Below are 23,458 nucleotides of genomic sequence, written 5' to 3' on the forward strand. Positions count from 1 at the left end.
AGTATATAAAAAAATACCTGTATATAAAACACTCTTTTTCAAGTGTCCTAACTACAGGTACCAGTTTATTGCCGATATCCTCTTTTTTTTACGCAGGCTTTTTATAGAACATAATCACGATTGCACAAATCAAACCAGTACCTAAAAATGTTAACGCATAAACGGATGGAGACACGACCGTACCGAAAGATACTACGTTTTGCAGCGCTCCAGCATGGTTCCAAGCATTAACGACGTCTGGTTTATTGGCTTGTTTTTAAGAATCCAATCAGCATCATACTGCAAATATATAAAGCATGAATGAAGAATGATGCGACGAATGCTTGAATAACAATCTTCATGATTCCACCTCCCCGACACCCTAATATTACCATACAGTAAAGAATGTTTGGTAGGATGGAAAAAACGCCTTTATCCCATATGTTATTTTTCTTTATAGGCCTTCATCATCTTTTGATGGGAGACCGGAAAAGCAAACTCAGCCATCTCAGCTTCACTTACCCACTTGAGCTGGTTTTCCCGTAAGGTTTCTTCATCAATCGTTTCCTTGACCTCTCCGATATACGTATCCATTTTCCAAACGAGATGTGAAAAAACATGTTCTATTCGAACCAGTGATTGGGTGATTTCCGGTTTGACTCCATACATTTCTTGAAAGCGATTCTCGTAAAACTCCCGCTTGGGCTGAAGGGGTGCATGGTTCTCGAAATTCGGATACTCCCAAAGGTTTGCCAACAATCCTTCAGTTGCTCGCTTATGAATTAAAAATTCACCTTTGTCATTCGTTAAAACGGCAGCCACAATCGGGACATCCCGTGTTTTTTTCTTTTGGACTTTTACCGGCAGTTCGGACTGAACCCCGGATTCGAATGCAAGACAATGACTTTGAACGGGACAGAGCAGGCATGCAGGCTTTCCTGGGGTACAGATTAATGCGCCAAGCTCCATCAAGGCTTGATTGAAGGCAGAGGTATGGTCATGATCGATCAGCTTTCTGACGGCCGCTTCAAATGTTTTTCTCGTCTTCGGCTTTGCAATGTCTTCATATATCATTAATATACGGGATAATACGCGCATGACGTTTCCATCGACTGCTGGCTCCGGCTTACCGTAAGCAATGCTCAGGATTGCCCCGGCCGTATACGGGCCAACCCCCTTCAGTTTGGAGATCTCCCCTGGATGATCAGGCACGATTCCACTATAGGAAGCGCGCACTTCCTGTACCGCACTTTGCAGATTCCTTACACGCGAATAATATCCAAGCCCTTCCCATGCCTTCAAGATTTTCTCTTCATCCGCATCTGCAAAATCCTCAAGCGTGGGGAACCATTCCATAAACCGGTTGAAATAAGGAATCACCGTATCAACCCTCGTTTGCTGAAGCATGATTTCCGAAACCCAAACTCGGTATGGATCCTTATTTTCCCTCCATGGCAATTCCCGCTGTTCTTTCTGGAACCAGGAAACTAAATCTTGTTGAAAACCTTTGATATTGATTTTTTCTATTGTCGGGATCATTATTTCTTTCACATCAGTTCCTCCAAAGATGTTACAGTCTATTCAAAATTGGGAATACCTATAGTAGGCCATTCTTTTTTTACTATCATGTTCATATCCATTTAATTGTATAGGCTCATAAAAATAAGTCAAAATTATATTCATTTGATGGTTAATATATAAATACGGTATGATGAAAGAAGACCATTTTTTTCAAATTGTGGCAGGGAGGTTTGATTTTTGGATACAGGTACTCACTTTGTCATGGGAATTGCTCTTGGAGGTCTTGCCACATTAGATCCTGTCATTGCGCAGGACCCAGTCACTGCAAGTGCAGTCATAGCAGGTACGATATTGGGATCACAGGCACCAGATGTTGACACCGTCTTGAAATTAAGGAATAACGCTGTATATATACGCAACCATCGTGGAATCACACATTCCATTCCCGCTGTTTTACTTTGGCCATTGATAATCAGCGGTACGCTTTTCGCCATCATACCTGAAGCAAATTACCTTCATCTTTGGCTCTGGACCTTTTTAGCCGTGTTCCTTCATGTATTCGTAGACATATTCAATGCATATGGAACACAAGCTCTTAGGCCGATTTCATCAAAATGGGTAGCTTTAGGGGTCATCAATACATTCGATCCATTCATTTTTGGTATCCACGTTGCAGGGTTGATCTTATGGGGCTTCGGATTTCCCCCAGGCTATTTATTCCTCGTCATTTACGGGATACTCGTCATCTATTATGTCTCTCGGTTCAGGGAACAAGCTTTTATTAAGAGGGCCGTTAAACAGCAAATCCCTGGAGCGAGAAAAATCCTCTTATCACCGACGATGCGTTTTCACCGCTGGAAAATTGCGGTGATTACCGAAAAGAATTATTATGTGGCACGAGCCGATAATGGATATGTATCCATCCTGGATACATTCGATCGGGTGCCGTTGCCTGAAAGTGAAATTCTTGAAGCGGCCAAAAAGGATATTAACCTGGCAGCCTTTCTGTCCTTTTCTCCGGTTTACCGCTTTGAAATCGAACAGATAAAAAAATATTATGAAGTCCGCTTCATTGATTTACGGTACCGAAGCAATGGATATTACCCATTTGTGGCAGTCGTCCATCTAGACAGCGATTTAAATATCTTGAATTCGTATACCGGCTGGATCTTTAGCGAGGCGAAACTGCAAAAGAAATTGAATATCATTTTATAGCTGCGGCATAGGGAACATAGAAAAAAGGCTGATTCCAGGATGATAACCCTGGAATCAGCTTTTTTTAATGCAGCCGATTATGCTGATTTAATAAATGTTGATATTTAGGATTTTTTGCGATGAATTCGTGAAATTGTTCACCATAATTATCGATCCAGGTTCTTACGACGCGTGACGTCATTTCTTCCCCGGCATATTCATGTCCGGCTTTTGCATAGGTCGCTTCGAAATCCTCCCATAATAATTCCACCCAAGTCAAAGCTTGCTCATACGTGATGTGCTCATTTTTCTCAAGCAGTATCTTGGTTAATCTTTCATGGTAATCATTCATTAGAAACACCTCATTGCCAATATTTTTACAGAATCAACTATATGGTCCATTACCCATACTAGTCCTAAGCGGAAACGCTTCTTTCATTAAACTGATGCTTGGAGGAGAACAACTTGCGAAATAAACAAAAAGGATTTCCCAACCAAAACAATAATAAATTTCAAGGCGAGCCTCGTGCAAAAGCAAGATATGCTTCAAAGCGTGTAGATGGGAGCATTAATACACACCCTCAAGAACGAATGAAAGCTTCGAATGAGCGCTCGGATTAACGGTGATTTGGACAGGAATCGGGATCATTCCCGATTTCTGTTCATTTTAACATCGAAATCGGCAGCGCCTCTTCCTTCCCACTTCCTCCTAGGCGATAACCCCAGGCGAACACTCCATTCATATAATCAATTTTGAAATAGACACCTGGATCGCCATCAATCTGATATATTTCACCTTTTTTGAAATCATCTGGGTTAAGCAAATAGGCCTTCGCCATCGTCACTTTACGTTCCAATACAGAATATTCATTAACCATTCCCAATTGCTCAGCCTTTCTTGCTCTTTCAGTCAAAGCTGCAATTTCCTGCTGCAGCTCATAGGCCGACAATTTGCTGTATCTTACGTCGCTCATATATAGTGCTCCTTAAATGAAAAATTAATTTACTTCTATATTAAACAAAATTTCTTGTTTTGGCTATTGCTGTACTTATTCACTATCAGAATTGGATAGATATCGATCAATCAATTCTATTGGAAAACCTTTTCGATATAATGCCTGCTTCATTTTCTGATCATATTCGAAGCTTTCAAGGTTTTTATATCGACGCTCGAATTTCTGCGCATGATGGCATAGGGAATTCCATTGTTCATCTTCATCCTTTTCCACCGTCACATCCTCGAGGGCTTCGAGAATGACATCTCTTGGAAACCCTTTTCTTAATAAGGTTTGTTCAACTTTTTGCCTTAATGCCCGTTCCGAAATGTTTTTTTCCTTTTTAATCGATTTCCCGGCAAGTGTTCTTGCATGCTCTACCTGAAGATCAAAGGGGTATTCCTTCATGGCCTCGAAAACTAACTTTTCTTGTATTCCTTTTTCCTTTAACTCGAGCTTTAAGGTAGTCGGACCTTTATTGCCGCCATTCACATGTGTCCGTACATAAGCTTTGGCAAATTCGAGGTCGTCCAAATAGTTAAAGCTGTACAGCTTATATATCGCTTCTTTTATAATCGGCTCTTCTGTCTCCTTCTTTTTCAAGTAAAGGCGAATTTCCGATTCCGAACGCATCCGGTATGATAAATAATGAAGGGCATCCGTAAATGCCTTTTGGATTTCATCATGGAATTGTATTTCAGCTAGCAGCAGGTCATCAAGTGCCGTATCCTTTTTCAATTGAAATTTCAATAACACTTCTTCGTCCACGCTGAAGGCATATTTTTCGTCAACGAATATGTTATAACGATCTTTTCGTTTTTTTTGGGTTGTTATTTTTGTTATCTTTGGCATAAAACTCACCCCCACACCTACTTTACCCCTTTATCTGCCCCATTTCTATAAAAGCATGTCTAAAAATGAAAAAAGAACATCAGCATGGTAAAGTGAAGGGAAGACAGGGAAAGGGAGTGGTTTTCATGAAAATAGCGATTGCTGGTGGAAGCGGATTTGTCGGCACAGCCCTTATTGAGGAATTACTTAAAGAAAATCATGATTTATATATATTGACCCGTCATCCAGAAAAATACAAAAACCAGCCAAAGCTCCAATATATTGGCTGGTTAACCGAGAACGCAAAGCCCGAAGATCATTTGATTGGCCTTGATGCATTCATAAATCTTGCAGGGGAATCTTTAAACGACGGGCGTTGGACTCCTGAACGAAAACGGAGAATTGTCGAAAGCAGGGTTGATGCCTGCAAGGAAATGAACAGGATCCTTTCCTCTCTGACCAATAAGGTGTCTGTCATCGTCAACGCCAGTGCGATTGGATATTACGGGGTTTCTGATGAGGATACCTTTACCGAATCATCTGAATCGATTGGTGATGATTTCTTGGCGAGGACCGTAAAACTATGGGAAAAGGAAGCTGCTAAATCACAGCACTACAGCAACAGACTCGTCCTTACTAGATTTGGTGTTATTCTGGGCGAAAACGGAGGCGCATTGCCCATGATGGTCCTGCCTTATAAACTTTTCGGCGGAGGAAAGCTCGGCAAGGGGAATCAGTGGCTTTCCTGGATCCATCTTCAAGACGTGGTCCGGGCAATCTCCTTTTGCATCAATGATCAGAGTATGGAGGGACCGGTCAACTTCACCGCACCCACCCCCGTACAAATGGATGCATTCGGTAAAACGATAGGAGCTGTCATGCACCGGCCCCATTGGTTTCCTGTACCTCCATTCATCCTGAAAACCGTAATGGGTGAAATGAGCATTCTTGTGGTTGAAGGGCAAAATGTCATGCCCACGAAACTTAAAAGAGCAGGATTCACGTTTACCTTCCCAACCCTTAATGATGCTTTACAAGCTATCTTAAAAAAAGATAATCACGTATGAAAGTGTCTTTTTGGGAAAAAATAGGGATATTAAGGTGAAATGGAGCTGATTTACTTGTCCAAAAAACACGAAAAAGAAAAAAGTAACTTAACGAGCACCCAAGCCATTCTTTATGCACGGGAATTTAAAAATGCAGATCGTGCTGGCGGCTTTAATGAGAAAAGATCCCGCCGTTAACTTTGGGGTATTTTCCCGTACATTTTGATCGTTCGTTCGACACAAAATAAGCTGGAGATGATGAATTGAACTGCTGAAATCATCTCCAGCTTATTCTTTATTTTAGGGGGCGTAAACATGGGACGTAATAGCATACATCATAATCGAGACAAAAATAAACAAAAATTGCCACAGGTTCCTAAAAACCTAAAAAGTGACGGACTTGACGTAGAATATTCTTCCGAACTGGCTGATCAGGAAGACATCGAGGCACAAGCACGGGCAAATGCAGCCGATCGCAGGGCTCATAATCGCCGCTAATAAAAAAACAAGGGGCTGTATATAACAGCCCCTAACACGTTCTTATCCACACCGTTTATCCACATCATTGTTGATATTGTGGATATATTCAGAAAATACTGATAAACAATGGGTATTATGACTCGCTTTACCAACAAGAAAATAATGTTATTTATGGATAACTCTGTGGATAATGTGGATAAAAGCTATATCCCTCTGAGTGGTCAAGATTTCCATTGTGGATAACTTTTCTTTAACCTTCCATAAATTAACGGAAATACTATTTATCATTGAATATCCAGAAGAGTTTGTAAGGATTATTGGTCGTTCTGACAGTCGTTTTTTTTCTCTCACCTTGCACTAACCATTTCATAATCAACTTCAAAAATGGAGATTTCCCAAACCCTTATTATTGGTTTTTCCTTCCAGTTGTTTACGAAGCAGATATTTTTGTATCTTTCCACTTGCATTTCTCGGCAACTCTTCACAGAAAATGTACCTTCTTGGTCGCTTATATTTAGCCAGCGAATCACTGTTCTTACACCAATTTTCTAGTTCGAGCTCCGACAACACTGAACTTTTAGCTACGATAAAAGCCGTAACTGTTTCCCCCCATTTTTCATTTGGTTGACCTAGTACGGCACAGTCGAACACAAGTGGATGTCCATGAAGTATGTCCTCCACTTCCCTTGGGTACACATTTTCACCCCCGGAAATGACCATGTCGTCCACTCGATCCTTGACCCACAGGTATCCATCTTCATCCAGAAAGCCAATGTCACCAGAATGGTACCAGCCTTTGTAAAGTGCTTTTTCCGTCTCTGCATCTTTACGAAAATAGCCTTTCATGATACACGGACCCTTCACAAGAATCTCCCCAGTTTCCCCAGGTTTCAGAATATCGTCGGGCTCCGATGGCCCGTCATCATTTGGGCGGACTATAATGATTTCATGTTCCGGACAAGCCTTGCCGGCAGAGCCCGCTTTCCTTACTTGATCATCTTCCAGCAGAAGAGTAATCGCTGGCCCCATTTCGGTCATTCCATATGCCTGGATGAACTGGATTCCCAGTTTATCCTGACAAGCACGTACAAGCGATGGTGCCATTGGAGCCGCTCCATATAGCCCTAGCTTCAGGCTTTGGAATTTATACTCATCCAGATTTTCCTGAATGAGCATGTTCCACATTGTGGGCGCAGCGAATAACTTGGTAATCCCCTCTGATTCAAATAGCTCCAATACCTTTTTCGGATTGAACTGGTGAAGGATGACATTCATGGCTCCGACCTGTACACGTGGTAAAAAACAACAGTGCAGTTCGGCACAATGAAACATAGGTGCAGTGGTCAAACCGATATCAGAGCGGTCGTAATCTATGGCCTCAATTAAAATCGCTGCTTGTTTAACCATATCCTTATGCAGGTGTATAACCCCTTTTGGACGCCCAGTCGTCCCACTCGTATACATGATGGCATAAACATCATCTTCACTAACGTCCACTTCAGCTGGTTGGGATGAGCTGCTGGCCAATTTTTGGCGGTACCCTTTGGCATAACCTGGCACATCATCGTCAATGTACCAGAAACCCGTTTCCGGGAAACGCTTTTCAATGGCAGCTACAGCCGATTTCAATTCACGTTCGAATAAAACGACTTTTGGTTCTGCATCATTTAATATGAAGGCCAACTCTTCCGGCATTAGACGGAAGTTGATTGGATTAAAGATTGCGCCGATCTTTGCACAAGCAAAGAAGGCAGTGGCCAGCTCTTCATTATTGTAAAGATACGTTGAAACCCTGTCTCCTTTTCGAACGCCTTCAGCCTGAAGGGCAGAAGCCAATCGATTCACCTGGTCATTCCACTGAATATACGTGTAACGGATATTTCTTCTCACGTCATAGATAGCCTCTTTAATGGGGAATTTCTGAACGGTCTGATCAAAGATATTTTTAATCGTTACTGACATATCATTTCCTCCTCAACTAAGCCACCCCTAATTCAGTTTGGCGATGTAAGTCTGTGTCTCTTTTTCGGCTCATCCTTGCGTGCGAATGACCCAATGTTCTTGACCGCAGGCAGCGTTTCAATCCAATCTTTCAATGATGGTGGCATTCGCCATTCCATGTCCCTCACACATTGTTTGCAACCCATAGCGCCCGCCTGTCCTTTCTAGCTCATGGATCATGGATACCATGATTCGCGCACCGCTGCCCCCAAGAGGATGTCCCAGGGCGATTGCCCCGCCATTTGGATTGAGCTTCTTCGGGTCAGCCCCCGTTTCTTTCAGCCAAGCAATCGGAACAGGAGCAAAAGCTTCATTCACTTCAAAAATATCAATATCATCAATGGAAAGTCCCGCTTTTTCCAACGCTTTTTGTGTAGCGGGAATCGGTCCAGTCAGCATCAGTGTTGGATCTGAGCCGACAACGACCCTTGTATGCACCTTAAAGCGAGGTTTCAGTCCAAGTTCCTCGGCTTTACTGCGCTCCATCAATAATAAAGCGGCAGCGCCGTCACTGATCTGGCTTGAGTTTCCGGCATGGATTAGCCCATTTTCTTGAAACACGGGTTTCAACCCTGAGAGGACTTCCAAAGTAGTCCCACTCCTTGGACCCTGATCTTCGGTAACGCCCAGATGATTTCCTTCTTTATCGGTACCAGTAACGGAGATCATTTCACGGTCGAAATATCCTTCTTTCTGAGCTTGTATCGCTTTGCTATGGCTCTCAACGGAAAACTGATCGCATTCCTCCCGTGTAATCCCCCACTTCTCTGCGATCCGCTCAGCAGATATACCTTGGTTGATCACATCGTAGCTGTCTAAATACTTTTGACTGGTTACCGCCCCTTGGTAATTCGATCCCATAGGGACTCGGGACATATTTTCTACGCCACCGGCCACGACTACATCCATATCCCCCGACAATATGGCCTGACAAGCGAAATGAACCGCCTGTTGACTTGAGCCGCATTGACGATCGATCGTCGTTCCCGGCACCTCAATTGGATAACCGGCAATCAATGCAGCAACTCGAGCTATATCTCCGGCCTGCTCACCGGACTGTGAAACACATCCTAAAATGACGTCATCGACAAGGGCAGGATCGATATCAACCTTTGCAATTAGCATCTTCAATACTTCCCCTGCCAGATCATCCGGGCGAATGTCTTTCAAGACGCCGTTCCGTCTGCCGACTGGAGTGCGAATTCCTTCTACGATAACCACTTCGCGCATACAATCTCTCCCCTTCACATCCTGTTTTTATTAAAGACCCAGATTTTTAGCGATGATTTTCTTCATGATTTCATTTGTTCCCGCATAGATGCTAGCTACAGGAATGTCCCGATACCTTCTAGCAATCTTGTATTCCTCCATATACCCATACCCTCCATGGAGCTGCATGCATTCGCTGGATATTTTTCTAGCGGTCTCCGTCAATCGCCATTTCGCCATCGACACTTCTGTGACGACCTGTTCACCCGCCATATGGTCGGCAATCAATTGATCGAGGAAAGCACGGCCCATTTTAATTTCAGTTGCCATTTCGGCAATTTTAAATTGAGTGTTTTGAAATTGACTCACGGATTTCCCGAATGCTTCCCTGCTTTTCACATATTCAATCGTATCGTCAAGCATATCCTCTGATGCCGTTTGAGCACAAATTGCTACGACAAGGCGTTCCTGCTGCAATTTTTCCATTAAATATGTAAAACCCTTGCCTTCTTCACCAAGCAAATTTTCTTTTGGCACGAGGCAATCCTCAAAAATGAGTTCAGCTGTATCCTGACTGTGCAATCCAAGCTTCTTCAGTTTTCTCCCCCTGGAAAAACCCGGCGTTCCTCTTTCAACCACGACCAAGCTTACGCCTTTATGCTTCGGAACCGCATTAGGATCCGTTTTGCACGCCACGATCACTAGATCCGAATGAATGCCATTGGTGATGAACGTCTTTTGCCCATTTAATATGTAATGATCTCCATCCAAAATCGCCGTCGTCTTAATATTGGCCAAGTCAGAACCTGTTCCTGGCTCTGTCATGGCGATGGCCGTAATGATTTCCCCTGTTGTACATTTAGGAAGCCAGCGCTGTTTCTGCCACTCATTTCCGTAGGCTGCAATATACGGAACTGTAATGTCACTGTGGAGCCCGAAACCAATGAAACCAGAACCCACCCTTTCAAGTTCTTCATTAATTATGACCGCAAAGCCCCAATCCCCTCCGGAACCCCCATACTCTTCTTCAAGATCAGGACATAAAAAGCCCTGCTCCCCCATTTTCGTCCAAAATGACCGGGGAATGATTCGTTCTTCCTCCCAGCGTTCATAGTTTGGAATCGCTTCTTTCTCTAAAAACTTGCGGAATGACTTGCGGAATATCTCATGATCCTCATTTAAATATGGATGTTTCATCTCTATTATCTCCTTTGCATGCTTTATCCTTTTTCGCTTCATTTTGATAGGAAGGCTCTTTTTCAAGGGTAATAAGGATCTTCCTATCAATAAGAAATACTTATCTGGGTGACATCCGGATGGCCCCATCAAGCCTGATCGTTTCTCCATTCAGCATCGGATTCGTTATGATGCTTTCCGTAAGTTTTGCGTACTCCTCGGGATACCCGAGACGCGATGGAAATGGAACTGTTTTTCCTAAAGAATTCCTCGCTTCTTCAGGCAATGAGTCAAACATTGGTGTATGGAACAATCCCGGTGCTATCGATACGACACGGATTCCCTTGGTGGCAAGCTCTCTAGCAATCGGCAGGGTCATTCCAACAACTCCTCCCTTGGAGGCACTATAGGCAGCTTGTCCTATCTGTCCTTCAAAGGCAGCTACCGAAGCAGTATTGATGATGATCCCACGCTCTCCCTCATGGTTCGGCCCATTTTCAACCATTTTTTGGGCAGCAAGACGGATTACATTAAATGTTCCGACCAAATTGATTGTCACCACCTTTGAGAACGCTTCCAATTCATGAACACCTTTTCTGCCTATGACCTTCTGTGCAATTGCAATACCTGCACAATTAATCACCGCATTGATTTTTCCAAATTTCTCAACACCTTTTTCCAACGCTTTGCTTACACTTTCTTCACTTGTAACATCCGTTTTGACAAACAGCACTGAATCTCCCAATTCCTGCACCATTTTAACTCCATTTGCTTCCGAGAGATCAAGGATGACTGCCTTTCCACCTTTTTTAATGATATTTCTTACCGCCGCCGCGCCAAGACCTGAAGCCCCTCCTGTCACTGCTGCAATGGTTTCTTGAATATCCAAATCCTCACCTCATTTGCTTCGTCTAGAATATATATTCATCTTTTACCATCATCAAAACCTAATTTCGATATTAATTTTGCCGCCTGCCCAGGTTACCGTTTACCTTCAGGTCATGAAGATGAACGGTAAAGCCTTCGATCATCTGCTCAAAATCCTGTTTCAATTCATTCAGCTCTTTAATGCGCTCATTTATTTCATTTAATTTCCGTCCAGCCTTGTCAATCGTTTTTTCCAATTGCTTAATGCCTGTCCTGTCCTGTCCTTATCGAATAAGAGAACGATATCCTTTATTTCCACTAAGGAAAAACCATATTTCTTACCGCGCAAGATGATTTTGAGTTGTGCATACTCTTTTTTTCCATACACTCTTTTCCCTGATTCGGTACGCATTGGCTTTAGCATGCCTAGTTCCTCATAATATCGTAGCGTCCTTGTCGTCAATTCGAATTCTTTCGCTAACTCAGAAATGGTGTACATGTTAATACCACACTTTACATAGAAATATTTACCTTTATCTTAACATTGACGTTAACGTAACCTTCAACAAATATATCCAAAATTCATACTATGTGAAACTATATCGAAGATGCAATCCGATATACTAGGCGTATATCATTATAGAGAAGGTAGAAGGGAAGGATTAACCTTGCTTTGTTCAAAAATAGTAGTAGCTTATGATGAGTCTGAATTGGCACGTAAATCTTTAGAAAAAGCGATTGAGTTAGCGAAGCTTGATCCAGCTATAGAAGTCCAGGTGCTTCACGCTGTTACACTTCCGATCAAACCGAATATATACGGCAACGCCTTTCAGGAAGTGGAAGAATCGATGCGCAATTATGGCAATGAAGTGTAGGAAAAGCGGAAGCTCTATTATCGGAGGTCCCGAACGCTTCCCAAACATTTGTCGTCGAGGGCTCGGCCATCACGGCTTTATTGGAGCATGTGAATACCCATAATTGTGACCTTATCATCATGGGCAGCCGCGGATTAAGCGGATTCAAGGAATTTCTCGGCAGTGTGAGCCACTACATCGTTCAGCATTCTCCTGTGCCCGTCCTGTTAGTTAAATAAAAAGGGATGGATCAACATATAGTAAGAAGCTGGGTTCCGTTGGAATCCAGCTTTTTTGATCCGCTTGTTTTACAAACCCTTCACCTTACAGGTAAAATGAAAATACTTTTAGAGGATAACAGGTGACGCAATGGATATTAAACATTTGCAATACTTTATTGAAGTAACTAATTTTAATAATTTCACTCGGGCAGCCGATCATTTATACATTACCCAGCCAGCCATCAGCAAGATGATTAAAAATTTGGAAACCGAGCTAGGAGTCGAGCTTTTTGATCGTTCGCGCAAGCAATTGGTCCTTACCGATGCAGGCAGGGTTGTCCTAGAGCAGGCAAAGTTGATCGATAAAGCCTTTCGTAATTTGGAAACGGAAGTCGATAATTTATTAGGTTTGAAAAAGGGGCATATTCGCATCGGGTTGCCACCAATCATCGATGCTTCTTTCTTCCCCCAGATCCTTAGTCGTTTTCATGAGGAATATCCCCAGATTACCTTTCAATTAGTGGAGGATGGTTCAAAGAAAATTGAAGAATCAGTCCAAAAGGACCAATTGGATATAGGCGTGATAGTCCTGCCAACCAAGACCGCACTTTTTCATCATTTTTCCTTTTTAGAAGAAAACATCAACTTGATTGTACATCCTTCCCATCCATATGCCTGCAGGGAAGAAATCGATTTGGCCGAGCTGGAAAACGAGTCCTTCATCTTATTCAACAAAGATTACGTCCTGCGGGACTTAATCATATCTTCGTGCAATGAGGCGGGATTTACTCCACATATCGTCACGGAAAGCTCACGCTGGGATTTCATTGAAGAAATGGTTTATTGTAAACTTGGCATTGCCCTTTTACCAGAAAGTTTATGCCGCCACGATGAGCGTGTGCAGACAGTTAAGGTTAAAAAACCCTCCATTAACTGGAAGCTAGGATTCATTTGGAGCAAGGACCATTACCTTTCATACGCCGCAAAAGAATGGCTGAAATATACGACGGAAGCACTTACCAATAAGGAATGAATGCTTAAAGTGACCTATCCGTTGTAAGCCCTATCATAGATGCAAGTTATGGAAACGATAACATCTAACCATTTTACATGGCCTATCGCCCGGGGGTAGACTTGATAAGAGTTAAAAGCCGTTAATCCCACGGACCTCATATTTCTTAAGGAAGGAGTAAGATATATATGATTTTATCAAGTTTCGATGAGTTACAGGCAACCAAAGCCGCGCTGTGGAAGATTAAATATACATACCCCCATTTATTTAATAAATTGTTTCATGTCGTTGCCTTAACACGGGCCCTGCAATTTAAATATCATTTTATGGGCACATTACTCATGGATGAAAACCATAACGAATACACCCCTGAATTTGTTACGCCCTCCGTTACCGATTTATATAAAGAGGAAGTTCAAAAGCTAAAGGAAGATCCTAATTTCGAGATCTTACTTCAGATTTTCACCAAAAGTAAAAATATTGGGTACGCCAAAATCAGTATGCTTGTGCTCGGCCAAAGTCCTGAATCACTTTTAGGCGCTTCAACCATTAAATGAAAAACTTATTTTCCCCCAGAAAAACCATCCATTCAATGGACGGTTTTTCGGTTACTTTCACTTAGAGGACTTTACTTAAAAAGGCTTTAGTTCGCTCCTGTTGCGGACGATTAAAAATCTCACTGGGGATGTTTTCTTCAATGATGTATCCTTCATCCATGAATATTACCCGATCGCCAACTTCTTTTGCGAATCCCATTTCATGGGTCACAACCACCATCGTCATCCCCTCCCTTGCCAGTTGCTTCATTACCTCAAGCACTTCCCCAACCATTTCAGGATCAAGAGCCGAGGTCGGCTCGTCGAACAACATGATTTTCGGCTCCATCGCCAGCGCCCTGGCAATGGCCACACGCTGCTTCTGTCCCCCCGATAATGAATCGGGATAGGCATTCGCCTTCTCGGCAAGACCCACTTTTTTAAGAAGGTCGATCCCTTTTTGCGCTGCCTGCTCTTTGGAAACCTTGCGGACCTTCAATGGCGCCAGCATAATATTCTCGATAACGGTCTTATGTGGAAATAAGTTAAAATACTGAAAGACCATGCCAACTTCCGTTCGGACTTTATTTATATTGACCTTTTTGTCCGTCGTATCTAGGCCTTCAATGAAAATATGTCCTGCCGTAATCGTTTCCAATTGATTGATACACCGGAGAAACGTTGATTTACCCGATCCAGAAGGCCCAATTACCACAACCACTTCCTGTGGGGAAACGATTGCACTGACATGTTTCAATACTTCGTTATCCCCGAAGGATTTCTTTAGATTCTCGATCTTGATCATCCTGTTTTCAACCTTCTTTCGAGTCTATTTAATACGAAACTTAAAATGAGGGTCAGGAATAAATAAATGAAGGCACACGCAAGATACGGCTCCCAGACTTTAAAATACTGGCTTCCCATCGCTTTTCCCCAATACATTAACTCTGGAGCTGCAATGACACATAGTAAGGAGGAATCCTTTAATAACACGATGAACTCATTACCTAGAGGCGGTATCATCCTCTTGAAGGCTTGAGGCAATACCACATGGATCATCGTTTGGGTATGGGTCAATCCCAAGGAACGGGATCCTTCCATTTGCCCTTTATCAATGGATTGGATGCCCGCACGGAATATTTCCGCGATATATGCGGCTGCATTTAAAGACAACGCAATCACACCGGCGGCTACAGCATTCGTTTCCCCCGTGAATAAGGGCACGATCCCAAAATGAATCAAAAAGATTTGCACTAAAAGCGGGGTTCCGCGAAAAACCGTGACATAACAGTAAAAAGGGAATGCGAGCGCTTTATTTTGCATGATTTTTCCTAACCCGATCAATAAACCCAAAAAAGTTCCGATCAGGATCGATGAAACCGACAGCCCAATAGTAAGCAATGTACCTTTCAATAAGAAAGGAGCATATTCTACAATAATATCCCAGCGAAAACTCATTCCATTCCCCTCCTAAAGGCCAAAAAAACTGCGTAACTTCACACGTAAAGTTACGCAATCTTTTACTATCTACTTTTTTTATTGTTGTGCTTTCAATGTTTCCAAATCCGGATCAGTACCAAACCATTCTTTATATATTTCTGCATATTTCCCGTTCTCATAAACGGCATTCACCGCTTTATCGAACTCCGGTTTCAACTCACTGCCTTTTGGAAACATAAGGCCATAGAATTCCTCTTTGAAGGCTTTGCTATCTTCGACGACTTTCAGTTTCTGATCGGGGTTATTTTTCACATATTCCTCAACAACCGTATTATCAGCTACGACCGCTGCGGCTCCGCCTTTTAACAGTTCCTGGATTGCCAGGTTATTATTTTCGAATTTCTTAATGTTTTTATTGTTTTTTCCAAGGAGCTTCTCCACTGCAGCCTGTCCAGTTGTACCGGTCTGTACAGCAATGACCTTGCCTTTCAGCTCATTGCCTGACTTTATATCACTTTTCTCTGGAACGAGAATCTTGTTTGTTGATAAGAAATAAGGGACGGAAAAATCATACGTTTGTTTTCTTTCGTCATTCACTGTAATGGCAGAAACCGCGACATCCGCTCTTTTCGATTCGATTTCAACGAAAATCGGATCCCAGCCAATACTTTCCACTTTAGGTTCATAACCAGCTTCTTTGGCAACGGCCGTGATGAAATCGATATCGAACCCTACAACCTTATCGCCTTCAAGGAATTCAAATGGAGCATAATTGGCGTCCGTCACGATTCTGAGCGTTTTCCCATCTGACTCTTCTTCTTTACCAGCTGTCGAAACCTCTTTATCCTTGCCGCACCCCGTCAAGATGAGTAACAAAGATAACATGGCAAACATTAAAAAAGAAACCTTCTTCAACATAAATCCCCTTCTCTCTCGTAAACTCTCTTTTTTAAAAAACAGATAAATCTAACTTTAGAGAACATTCAGTATTTTCATTTAAAAGTATTATACGTTTATTTGTTTTTTTATGCAATAAGAAGTCAATAAATAACTTTCCTAAAATAAAATTTTATTCAATTAACTCAGTAAACTAAGTGCGCGAGTATACACTTAGAGGTAGACTCGCGATTTCGCCCCCTAAAAAGCAGGAATAGATATTATATTAAAAACTGATAGGACCCGCGTTTCAAAGCCTAAATAAAAAAAATAAGCAGCGGCCGATAGAGCTTGGCCGCTGCTTACAAGATTTTATGGTTCTTGCTCTTTCACCTCTTCTATATCTAGCATATCCAACAGGAAGATGAATATCGGTATCCCGATGATCAAGCCCCAGATCCCAAGGAAATGCTCGGAAAACAACAAGATGATGAAAGTGAAAAACGTTGGGAGATTTGTCTTTGCCGACATGAATTTCGGGTTCAAAATATAGCTTTCTATCGCATGGATTACAACGATCATGATCAACACCGCAATTACTTTCGGCATGCCGCCGATGCTATAGGCAATCATGCTAAGAGGAACGAGGGAAATGATGACCCCTGCTACCGGTATCAAACCGAGAAAGAATATCATGATCCCTAGACCGAGCAACTGCGGAAATCCAAGAATCCATAAGAATGTCACTGATAGCACTGCATTCGTAATGGCTATCAAGAACTGTACCTCAATTACTTTTCCGAATGAATTAACGAATTTAACGCCAAAGTGCCCCAAGTTTATAAAGAACGATTTAAATTTGGCCCGCTTGAATTTAGAAGTGAAGCGGATGATTTTATCTTTTTCCAATAAGAAGAATAGGCTAAGCAACATGGAAATGAAAATCTGAAATGCCAGTTTACCGAAATCGGATATATAAAGATAGAGTGTATTCATCTGTTTTTGAAGATCGAGCGGCGATTCCAGCTCGTTCATTATATCAATGGCATATTGAATGACCCTACTATCTGGTGGATGTTGAAAGAAGAAAACGATCTGCGTGACTAATTCCGTGAATTGGAGCGTAATGACCGGTAAATATTTGTAAAGAACGATGGCTAAACAGGATACGACAACGACATATAAAAAACTTATAACAACTTTAGAGTTTATATACATTACTTTATTAAGTCGAATCATGATAAATTGCTCCAGCCTCCCCATAAGGAAAGTGAAAACAAATGTGAATAACACAATATTTACCATACTTCCGATACTAACTAAAAAGAGGACCAACACAATTAATGTAATTAACCTAGAAAAACCTTCACTTTGTAAATACTCTTTTACCAATTACCTATCTCCTAACTACCATTCTGCCGTGATAATTCCTTCTACCTCTTATTTTACACGGAATGGAGGGATTCTACTACAATTACCTACCATTGACAACAAATTTTTTTGAATGATCAGTTAGTCCTATGCTAGCTACATGGATTAACTAAAAAAACACCTGCCAATTCGGCAAGTGCTAATCTTCATCCTTCACATCAATATCTTCTGGAATCGGTTCATTATAATAGTCGGCCAATTGTTTCTTATATTTCTCCATTTGTTCAAGATGTGTATTAAATTGCTCTTTAAATATCAAATGCTGCTCACCGTCATGAACGGTGCGAATTTTGTTTTGAGCGACCAAGCTTTCGATATAAGATTCCGGCATCGATAAATATTCCGCAGTCTCTTTTACTGTCAAGTACATGCCTTCACCCCTCTTCCTTCTAACTATACTAGATTGGACGCATTATTTGAAGGGCTGGCATTTTTCCCGTCCATAAAAAAGCTTGCAGCAAGCCTTGCTTATCTTATAAATCAGGAAAAGGGCGTTCCCAAATTGCATTAGGGAACACCCTCCAAAAAAACCATCAATCTGTCAAGTCTATTTCTCGTTTATCCTCGAATCGGATTTCATTTCCATGATAGTAGCAGCGCATTCGCATCTGCATTTAGATTTGCCTTCACATCATCATCAATATGCTTATCATTTTCTTTCTTGTTCAGTTGCTTCAGGAAATCTTTCATTTTCTTGATTGCTTGTTTGTCATGTCCTTTATCAAGTTCTTCCTTGGCCTGATCTAGATGTTTGCTTAATTGATTGGCTAATCGAGTATCGATTGCACTTTCATCTGCATATTTATCAACTAGCTTTTTAATTGATTCGATACTCGTTTTAACAACTATCTTCAAAGCGTTCGAGTTAACGGTATGACCATTCAAGCTAACCTTTACATAGATGATCGCCTTTCCTGGATCATGGGCAGTGATGACTCCTTTCCTTATCGATACAATTTCCTTGTTACTGCTCACATACTTAATAGTAGCTTCGCTTAAATCAGCTTCTTTCCCATCACTATATTTTCCACGAATCTTTAAGTCTGCCGTTTTGGCTCGGTACAGTTTTGTTTTATTTGCCTCTAAGGTAATCGTATCTAACTCTACAACCTTCACCTTATACGTATCCGTTATTTCTGGGTTACTTTCCAATGTGGCTTTTACAACCACCGTTCCCTTTTCCATAGCCGTTACAAGGCCTGTTTTGGATACACTAGCAACTTCTTCCCCTTTTTCCACCGACCACGCTACTGTCTTATCTGTCGCATTATCCGGCAAAACTTTTGCTGATAATTGAAGTGTTCCGCCTTTCGCAGTTATTTTTTTGGCTCCGTCTTTCCCGATGATTTCCAGCGAAACGGCAGCCGACGGTTTTTGAATGGTTACAGTGCTAGATACTTCATGACCATCAATGGTTGCTTTAATAATGGCTTTTCCTACTGCTTTCCCTGTTACCATTCCCATAGAATTCACCACTGCAACATCTGTATTGGTGGATTTCCATTCAATTGAATTTGTATGGTTCGCTGGCTTTACCAAAGCTTTGAATTGATATGTCTCTCCTACGTTCACGATTGCACTCGGCTCCAGAGTAACACTCGTTACAGGCACTGTTGGGGCAATTGGATTTGGTACATCTGCCTTATACATCGATAAATAGTCAATATTCACATTACCGATGCTACCATTATCGATTCGATAACTGATTACGTTTTTGCCTGCTTTTAAAGCTAAGCGTTCGGAACCTGTAAACCATTCCTCCCAGCTGATTGCCGTTTTATCTGGTGTAATGGTTTTTACTTGGATTCCATTTACATATACGTTTACTTTTGCTCTTGCAGGCAATTGCGTCCTCGGTCTATCTGTCGATTCCCCATCCACCTGCATGCCATAGGCATATCTCACACCAACGATATAATCACCGGCTGCTTCTGCATTTACAACGAAGCTTGCTTCAGCCCCCGTTTTTTTCGGCAGGTTGATATAACCTGTTCCTTGATAATTTGCATGGCTATTTTCTCTTTTAATATCACCATAGTGAATCCCATCTTCCGCTTGATATATATCTCCTTGCCCTAAATCACCGGAAGGAAGTTTTTGCCACTCGAAAGGAGAAACAGGTTGGCCAAAATTCGGTGTTCCATCTTCATTCCAAGTGAATTTCTTAATATTCACTTGGCGCCATCCGTTAACTCCAGTATCTTTATATACGCGTGAGTGATACATCATCCAATCCTCCAATCCATCTGCGGATTTTACGAAGGCTGCCCTGCCAGGACTCGATACATCACGGGTGGATACGAAAACATCATTTGTACGCGTCCAAGAATTCGGGTTTAAGATATCCCCATCTGTATTCGTGAAATAAGATAACCGATAATCATTTCCTGCAAAATTACCTTCTGACATGGTGATAAACACTTTTCCGTCTTTCTGTAATACACGAGGACCTTCACCGCCGCCACCTGGTAAAAAGGAGCGATCTGCTGTAATCGTATAAGGGTTATCCATCGGGGCGATGGCCGGCCCGATTGGTTCTCCTGAACCTAAGGTGCCCCATACAGCATATAGCTGTCCATTATAGTCAAATACCGTTAAGTCGTTTGCTTGTTTATTCTCACCATTTTCACCTAGATATAGAGCACCTTTATCCACATATTCTCCTTGCGGATCATCCGTGACCGATTCCAAAACATTTCCCATATGCTTGTAACCGTATTCTTTTAAATCAGCACAGTAATATATATACCATTTCCCATCAAAGAAGAAGATTTCCGGAGCAAAAATACGCGTTTCTGTTCCCTCGGAATCGAATACCATCACCTTTTCCCCTTGGTCTGTCAGGGTACGCGATTTGGAAACATACACCTTATTGTTAGAGTCCAAGTTACTAGAAGATACGAAGTAATAAAATCCGTCTTTATAAGTCACAAACGGATCCTGCCCTTGATACAATGGGTTATTGAATTTGTCAGAAACAGAAGAACTTGTAACGCCCATTTCTTTCATGAAATCGGAACGAGCAGTCGAAACGGTCTTGGTCTCCACCATCAGTAATTCTGCCTTATCTCGATCACTGACCTCTTGATCATCAACCGTGTTAAGCAGTCCTTCGGCCGTTTTTTTCGTTGCCACCAAGTTATTTAAAGCACTTTCTTTTACTTTGTCTGAAAAATTCTCCAACAAATAATCTACCTTTTGAATTTCTGCTGTCAGCTCACCTTTTTTTGTCGAAATGACTTTCTCTATTGGCATGAATAGTGCAGATTCCGGAACGACTTCTTTCACTTGACTTGCACTTTCCCATTTCATCCGAAGCCAAGAACCGCCCCATCCTTGTAAGTATTCAACTTTGATATCATAATGTTTTCCCGCTTCCAAGGATATTGGCGTACTCACTTGTTCTTTATCCCATTCCTGCTTCCAAAAATCGATAATCAACTCTCCATTGACCCACAGCCTGAATCCATCATCGCCTTCCATGGAGAAGGTATAGTCCTCGGTAAATTCCGGTACTATCGTACCTGTAAAACGAGCAGTATTAAAATCTGGTGTTCCTGAAAATTCATTAAAAATGTCGATGAAAGAATCACCATTTAAATTTGCAACCGACCTTTCCCCTCGTTTATCATCGAACTTGAATACACTAATATCATTTCGATCATCAGGATTTTGTTCGACTTTAAAAAATTCACCCAGCATTCCGTGACCATCCATGGTTGGATCTGCAGCACTAACATTCGGTATGTAAAAGGTGCTTGCAAAAAGGATGACAACCAAGAATATTCCTAACATCCTGTTCATATGAATCCTCCTATTTTCATCCCGAGTAGGGAAGTTGGTAGTTTTCTCAAACCTTAAGTTTTGGTTATATCCTATATTTAAAAATCCTTTTGACAAAAACGACAAGCACTTTCCCTATGAACACATTAGATGTATACCTCATTAATACCTCCCGTCATTTACTTAATATAAGAAAACTCTTTAGATGTCTGACTTTCTTCATCATACAAATAATAAAAAAATTTGTATTTATAATAAAACGGACATTTTTGTAATTTTCAGTTTTATATGAATGTGATAATTCTTTATATAAATATGATCGGCATCATCCTCATTGAACGCTTCTCCGCCCATTCACTATCGTGCTGATAATTCGCTGTAATATCTTACAATCCCTTCCAATACGATATAAGATACTAATAAAGCAATCTAGTGGTAGATTTTAGAGGAGTGGACAAAATGACCTTTTTATATGTCGTATTTGCTGCAATTATTGGGGCCTTTCTCGTCACAATTGTAAAACGGCAAAGTGAGCCGGCCAAATTAGAACGCTATCAAAAAGAATTCCGGCAGTTACATGAGGAAACTTTAGATGTAGACGCATCCGAAATCGTTGCCGATACATTGATTGAAAAACTTAACAAGGCATTGGATTACAATTATATGAAAAGAGTCAATACTGAATACAGACTAACGCATCCCAGGGATTCACAAGAAAAGGTCAATCAAGTATGGCGTGAATTGAAGCGCTATTTAATTATGGCCGGCGTATTTGGAAAGGTTGAAATGTTTAATTCAACCATCGATGAGCTATGGCATATCATGCTGAGTCATAAACAAGATTATGAACAGTTTTGCCAAACTTTCATCGGCATGTCCATCTTGCACCATCCCCACCTACAGCCCGTTTTCAAGCCGGAAGAACGGACTCTTTTTGATTTTTACTATGTACAGCTATTTACGGTGGATTCCATCTCGATTCAAACATGGGGCAAGTTCTTCAAACATGATAAAGGGCAAACGTTTCTTCACGATTTTGAAACGATGGAGCTCGAGCAGCTTAAAGCGAAATATATGCGAAAACCGACAAGCAAACACCCGGAAATTACCTTTGAACATTTCACCTCCCACTTTAAAGGAAATCGCCCCCTGGCAAAAATGAATGGGCGGAAAATCTACAATCAGACGGACTACGCCGCTCCCGCCTATTTCACGTATGTCAGCACGGATGATATCGACAAAGATTTCACAGACATTTTCGGTAAAGATCACAACGCAGCCTCGACTCACTCCCATCATGGCGGGGACCATAGCAGCAGCCATGACAGCACGTCCGACTCATCTTCCAGCTGCTCCTCATGCAGCTCATGCTCGTCTTAAGCACAAATGATCAATTATTTTAAGGGAGTTACGACTGATATGGTGGATATTGAGATACGAAAATTCAGACCAGTTTTTGTATATGCAAATTTGGAAAACAAGAAAAGATTAGTACAAGGTTTAACTGAAGATAGAGATAGATTAATTACAGAATTAAATAATTATAGTAATGCCCTTTCTCCATTTTTAATTAATGTGTTGCAATCTAATATAGACCAGTGGAATATTGAAATTTATGATTGGCAAGAGGAAATAAACAAAATGGAAGAAGATAAGAAGCGCGTCTAAGCACTCTCTGTTTGTAGATGATGAATGAGGTGCCGTGCGACTTCGTTTAGGAATACGTGTCCAATGATGGCACCCCACGTGGAAAACAACGGGCAATGTACAAATTCTCCAAACTTTCGGCAATCAGCCTTCTATCTTAGTAGTCACCCAGAGTGGATCGAATCCGAAGGCAAAAAACTAGTCGAGCGCTCTATTCGCGAGTAAAACAAGCAAATTGGCGAGTAAAGTGCTCAAACTCGCGAGTAAACCGCCCAAATTCGCGAGTAAAGCAGCGAAACTCGCGAGTAAGGTACTTAATCAAACAGGCTCAAGGACCGCCTCTGGATAAGGGAGCACCT

General features: G+C 41.6%; 27 protein-coding genes. 11 read left to right on the top strand and 16 right to left on the bottom strand.

Features of this window, described 5'->3' with window-relative positions; all coding sequences use genetic code 11:
• Nucleotides 1–423 precede the first annotated feature (423 nt).
• On the bottom strand, nt 424–1,530 hold the full coding sequence (mutY, locus tag ASU00_RS16150) for an A/G-specific adenine glycosylase (protein WP_057914511.1): 1,107 nt from the start codon (nt 1,528–1,530) through the stop codon (nt 424–426).
• Between the two features lie 207 nt (nt 1,531–1,737).
• Between mutY and ASU00_RS16155 the strand changes: the two genes are divergently transcribed.
• Nucleotides 1,738–2,715: a metal-dependent hydrolase gene (locus tag ASU00_RS16155; RefSeq protein WP_057914512.1), complete on the top strand. Its 978-nt coding sequence runs from the start codon at nt 1,738–1,740 to the stop codon at nt 2,713–2,715.
• A gap of 64 nt (nt 2,716–2,779) precedes the next feature.
• On the opposite strand, the gene ASU00_RS16160 is transcribed toward ASU00_RS16155, so the two are convergent.
• Nucleotides 2,780–3,046 carry a YfhJ family protein gene (locus ASU00_RS16160; protein WP_057914513.1) on the bottom strand — a complete coding sequence of 89 codons (267 nt, stop codon included), beginning with the start codon at nt 3,044–3,046 and terminating at the stop codon, nt 2,780–2,782.
• Between the two features lie 113 nt (nt 3,047–3,159).
• Between ASU00_RS16160 and ASU00_RS16165 the strand changes: the two genes are divergently transcribed.
• Nucleotides 3,160–3,315, top strand: a complete 156-nt coding sequence (locus tag ASU00_RS16165; protein ID WP_057914514.1) for a small, acid-soluble spore protein K — start codon at nt 3,160–3,162, stop codon at nt 3,313–3,315.
• A gap of 41 nt (nt 3,316–3,356) precedes the next feature.
• Here the strand turns inward: ASU00_RS16165 and ASU00_RS16170 are convergent, their stop codons facing one another.
• Complete coding sequence (locus ASU00_RS16170; protein WP_057914515.1) at nt 3,357–3,668, bottom strand: YfhH family protein; 312 nt, start codon at nt 3,666–3,668, stop codon at nt 3,357–3,359.
• A 75-nt stretch (nt 3,669–3,743) separates the two neighbouring features.
• Complete coding sequence (gene recX / locus ASU00_RS16175; RefSeq protein WP_057914516.1) at nt 3,744–4,541, bottom strand: recombination regulator RecX; 798 nt, start codon at nt 4,539–4,541, stop codon at nt 3,744–3,746.
• 125 nt (nt 4,542–4,666) lie between these two features.
• Here recX and ASU00_RS16180 point away from each other — a divergent pair, with 125 nt between their 5' ends.
• From ASU00_RS16180 to ASU00_RS16185, 3 genes are all read left to right on the top strand, one after another.
• Nucleotides 4,667–5,587, top strand: coding sequence for a TIGR01777 family oxidoreductase (locus ASU00_RS16180; RefSeq protein ID WP_057914609.1), 921 nt, complete (start codon nt 4,667–4,669; stop codon nt 5,585–5,587).
• 54 nt (nt 5,588–5,641) lie between these two features.
• Nucleotides 5,642–5,764, top strand: a complete 123-nt coding sequence (locus ASU00_RS24615; RefSeq protein ID WP_100533519.1) for a YfhE family protein — start codon at nt 5,642–5,644, stop codon at nt 5,762–5,764.
• A 117-nt stretch (nt 5,765–5,881) separates the two neighbouring features.
• Nucleotides 5,882–6,064 carry a YfhD family protein gene (locus ASU00_RS16185; protein ID WP_057914517.1) on the top strand — a complete coding sequence of 61 codons (183 nt, stop codon included), beginning with the start codon at nt 5,882–5,884 and terminating at the stop codon, nt 6,062–6,064.
• Nucleotides 6,065–6,424: 360 nt separating this feature from the next.
• Here the strand turns inward: ASU00_RS16185 and ASU00_RS16190 are convergent, their stop codons facing one another.
• From ASU00_RS16190 to ASU00_RS26835, 6 genes are all read right to left on the bottom strand, one after another.
• The gene (locus ASU00_RS16190; RefSeq protein WP_057914518.1) at nt 6,425–8,008 is read right to left on the bottom strand and encodes a fatty acid--CoA ligase; all 1,584 of its coding nucleotides are present in this window, start codon (nt 8,006–8,008) and stop codon (nt 6,425–6,427) included.
• A 117-nt stretch (nt 8,009–8,125) separates the two neighbouring features.
• On the bottom strand, nt 8,126–9,277 hold the full coding sequence (locus ASU00_RS16195) for a thiolase family protein (RefSeq protein WP_057914519.1): 1,152 nt from the start codon (nt 9,275–9,277) through the stop codon (nt 8,126–8,128).
• Nucleotides 9,278–9,307: 30 nt separating this feature from the next.
• Nucleotides 9,308–10,453, bottom strand: coding sequence for an acyl-CoA dehydrogenase family protein (locus ASU00_RS16200; RefSeq protein WP_057914520.1), 1,146 nt, complete (start codon nt 10,451–10,453; stop codon nt 9,308–9,310).
• Nucleotides 10,454–10,553: 100 nt separating this feature from the next.
• Nucleotides 10,554–11,321 carry a 3-hydroxyacyl-CoA dehydrogenase gene (locus ASU00_RS16205; protein WP_057914521.1) on the bottom strand — a complete coding sequence of 256 codons (768 nt, stop codon included), beginning with the start codon at nt 11,319–11,321 and terminating at the stop codon, nt 10,554–10,556.
• 70 nt (nt 11,322–11,391) lie between these two features.
• Nucleotides 11,392–11,556 (bottom strand): hypothetical protein, encoded by a 165-nt coding sequence (locus ASU00_RS26830; protein ID WP_330219548.1) that lies wholly within the window; start codon nt 11,554–11,556, stop codon nt 11,392–11,394.
• On the bottom strand, nt 11,520–11,798 hold the full coding sequence (locus tag ASU00_RS26835) for a MerR family transcriptional regulator (protein ID WP_330219549.1): 279 nt from the start codon (nt 11,796–11,798) through the stop codon (nt 11,520–11,522). The genes ASU00_RS26830 and ASU00_RS26835 overlap by 37 nt, the downstream gene beginning before the upstream one ends.
• Before the next feature lie 169 nt (nt 11,799–11,967).
• Here ASU00_RS26835 and ASU00_RS26700 point away from each other — a divergent pair, with 169 nt between their 5' ends.
• From ASU00_RS26700 to ASU00_RS16225, 4 genes are all read left to right on the top strand, one after another.
• On the top strand, nt 11,968–12,174 hold the full coding sequence (locus ASU00_RS26700; protein WP_269085326.1) for a universal stress protein: 207 nt from the start codon (nt 11,968–11,970) through the stop codon (nt 12,172–12,174).
• A 68-nt stretch (nt 12,175–12,242) separates the two neighbouring features.
• A complete protein-coding gene (locus tag ASU00_RS26705) occupies nt 12,243–12,392 on the top strand; it encodes a universal stress protein (RefSeq protein ID WP_269085328.1) in 150 nt (49 codons plus the stop codon).
• A gap of 130 nt (nt 12,393–12,522) precedes the next feature.
• A complete protein-coding gene (cidR, locus tag ASU00_RS16220) occupies nt 12,523–13,407 on the top strand; it encodes a cidABC operon transcriptional activator CidR (protein WP_057914522.1) in 885 nt (294 codons plus the stop codon).
• 167 nt (nt 13,408–13,574) lie between these two features.
• Nucleotides 13,575–13,943, top strand: a complete 369-nt coding sequence (locus ASU00_RS16225) for a hypothetical protein (RefSeq protein ID WP_057914523.1) — start codon at nt 13,575–13,577, stop codon at nt 13,941–13,943.
• Nucleotides 13,944–14,004: 61 nt separating this feature from the next.
• Here the strand turns inward: ASU00_RS16225 and ASU00_RS16230 are convergent, their stop codons facing one another.
• From ASU00_RS16230 to ASU00_RS16255, 6 genes are all read right to left on the bottom strand, one after another.
• On the bottom strand, nt 14,005–14,727 hold the full coding sequence (locus ASU00_RS16230; protein ID WP_057914524.1) for an amino acid ABC transporter ATP-binding protein: 723 nt from the start codon (nt 14,725–14,727) through the stop codon (nt 14,005–14,007).
• Entirely contained in the window at nt 14,724–15,380 is a 657-nt protein-coding gene (locus ASU00_RS16235; RefSeq protein ID WP_057914525.1) for an amino acid ABC transporter permease, read from the bottom strand. The genes ASU00_RS16230 and ASU00_RS16235 overlap by 4 nt, the downstream gene beginning before the upstream one ends.
• Before the next feature lie 78 nt (nt 15,381–15,458).
• Nucleotides 15,459–16,277 (bottom strand): basic amino acid ABC transporter substrate-binding protein, encoded by an 819-nt coding sequence (locus ASU00_RS16240; protein WP_057914610.1) that lies wholly within the window; start codon nt 16,275–16,277, stop codon nt 15,459–15,461.
• A 333-nt stretch (nt 16,278–16,610) separates the two neighbouring features.
• Nucleotides 16,611–17,630, bottom strand: a complete 1,020-nt coding sequence (locus tag ASU00_RS16245; protein WP_057914526.1) for an AI-2E family transporter — start codon at nt 17,628–17,630, stop codon at nt 16,611–16,613.
• A 178-nt stretch (nt 17,631–17,808) separates the two neighbouring features.
• Nucleotides 17,809–18,039: an excisionase family DNA-binding protein gene (locus ASU00_RS16250; protein ID WP_057914527.1), complete on the bottom strand. Its 231-nt coding sequence runs from the start codon at nt 18,037–18,039 to the stop codon at nt 17,809–17,811.
• A 206-nt stretch (nt 18,040–18,245) separates the two neighbouring features.
• Complete coding sequence (locus ASU00_RS16255) at nt 18,246–21,473, bottom strand: family 43 glycosylhydrolase (RefSeq protein WP_057914528.1); 3,228 nt, start codon at nt 21,471–21,473, stop codon at nt 18,246–18,248.
• Nucleotides 21,474–21,911: 438 nt separating this feature from the next.
• Between ASU00_RS16255 and ASU00_RS16260 the strand changes: the two genes are divergently transcribed.
• Nucleotides 21,912–22,832: a glycine-rich domain-containing protein gene (locus ASU00_RS16260; protein WP_057914529.1), complete on the top strand. Its 921-nt coding sequence runs from the start codon at nt 21,912–21,914 to the stop codon at nt 22,830–22,832.
• 39 nt (nt 22,833–22,871) lie between these two features.
• Complete coding sequence (locus tag ASU00_RS16265) at nt 22,872–23,120, top strand: hypothetical protein (protein ID WP_057914530.1); 249 nt, start codon at nt 22,872–22,874, stop codon at nt 23,118–23,120.
• The last annotated feature ends 338 nt before the right edge of the window (nt 23,121–23,458 follow it).

It is taken from the genome of Peribacillus muralis, assembly GCF_001439925.1.
Taxonomy (GTDB): domain Bacteria; phylum Bacillota; class Bacilli; order Bacillales; family DSM-1321; genus Peribacillus; species Peribacillus muralis.

Bases quoted from the DNA above. Each gene is read 5' to 3' on its own strand.
- ASU00_RS16255 (WP_057914528.1), bottom strand. From the start codon at position 21,473: ATGAACAGGATGTTAGGAATATTCTTGGTTGTCATCCTTTTTGCAAGC.
- ASU00_RS16180 (WP_057914609.1), top strand. From the start codon at position 4,667: ATGAAAATAGCGATTGCTGGTGGAAGCGGATTTGTCGGCACAGCCCTT.
- recX (WP_057914516.1), bottom strand. From the start codon at position 4,541: ATGCCAAAGATAACAAAAATAACAACCCAAAAAAAACGAAAAGATCGT.
- ASU00_RS16190 (WP_057914518.1), bottom strand. From the start codon at position 8,008: ATGTCAGTAACGATTAAAAATATCTTTGATCAGACCGTTCAGAAATTC.
- ASU00_RS26835 (WP_330219549.1), bottom strand. From the start codon at position 11,798: ATGTACACCATTTCTGAGTTAGCGAAAGAATTCGAATTGACGACAAGG.
- ASU00_RS16200 (WP_057914520.1), bottom strand. From the start codon at position 10,453: ATGAAACATCCATATTTAAATGAGGATCATGAGATATTCCGCAAGTCA.
- ASU00_RS16225 (WP_057914523.1), top strand. From the start codon at position 13,575: ATGATTTTATCAAGTTTCGATGAGTTACAGGCAACCAAAGCCGCGCTG.
- ASU00_RS16260 (WP_057914529.1), top strand. From the start codon at position 21,912: ATGACCTTTTTATATGTCGTATTTGCTGCAATTATTGGGGCCTTTCTC.
- ASU00_RS16185 (WP_057914517.1), top strand. From the start codon at position 5,882: ATGGGACGTAATAGCATACATCATAATCGAGACAAAAATAAACAAAAA.
- ASU00_RS16160 (WP_057914513.1), bottom strand. From the start codon at position 3,046: ATGAATGATTACCATGAAAGATTAACCAAGATACTGCTTGAGAAAAAT.
- ASU00_RS16170 (WP_057914515.1), bottom strand. From the start codon at position 3,668: ATGAGCGACGTAAGATACAGCAAATTGTCGGCCTATGAGCTGCAGCAG.
- ASU00_RS16230 (WP_057914524.1), bottom strand. From the start codon at position 14,727: ATGATCAAGATCGAGAATCTAAAGAAATCCTTCGGGGATAACGAAGTA.
- cidR (WP_057914522.1), top strand. From the start codon at position 12,523: ATGGATATTAAACATTTGCAATACTTTATTGAAGTAACTAATTTTAAT.
- ASU00_RS16195 (WP_057914519.1), bottom strand. From the start codon at position 9,277: ATGCGCGAAGTGGTTATCGTAGAAGGAATTCGCACTCCAGTCGGCAGA.
- ASU00_RS16265 (WP_057914530.1), top strand. From the start codon at position 22,872: ATGGTGGATATTGAGATACGAAAATTCAGACCAGTTTTTGTATATGCA.
- ASU00_RS16235 (WP_057914525.1), bottom strand. From the start codon at position 15,380: ATGAGTTTTCGCTGGGATATTATTGTAGAATATGCTCCTTTCTTATTG.
- ASU00_RS16250 (WP_057914527.1), bottom strand. From the start codon at position 18,039: ATGTACTTGACAGTAAAAGAGACTGCGGAATATTTATCGATGCCGGAA.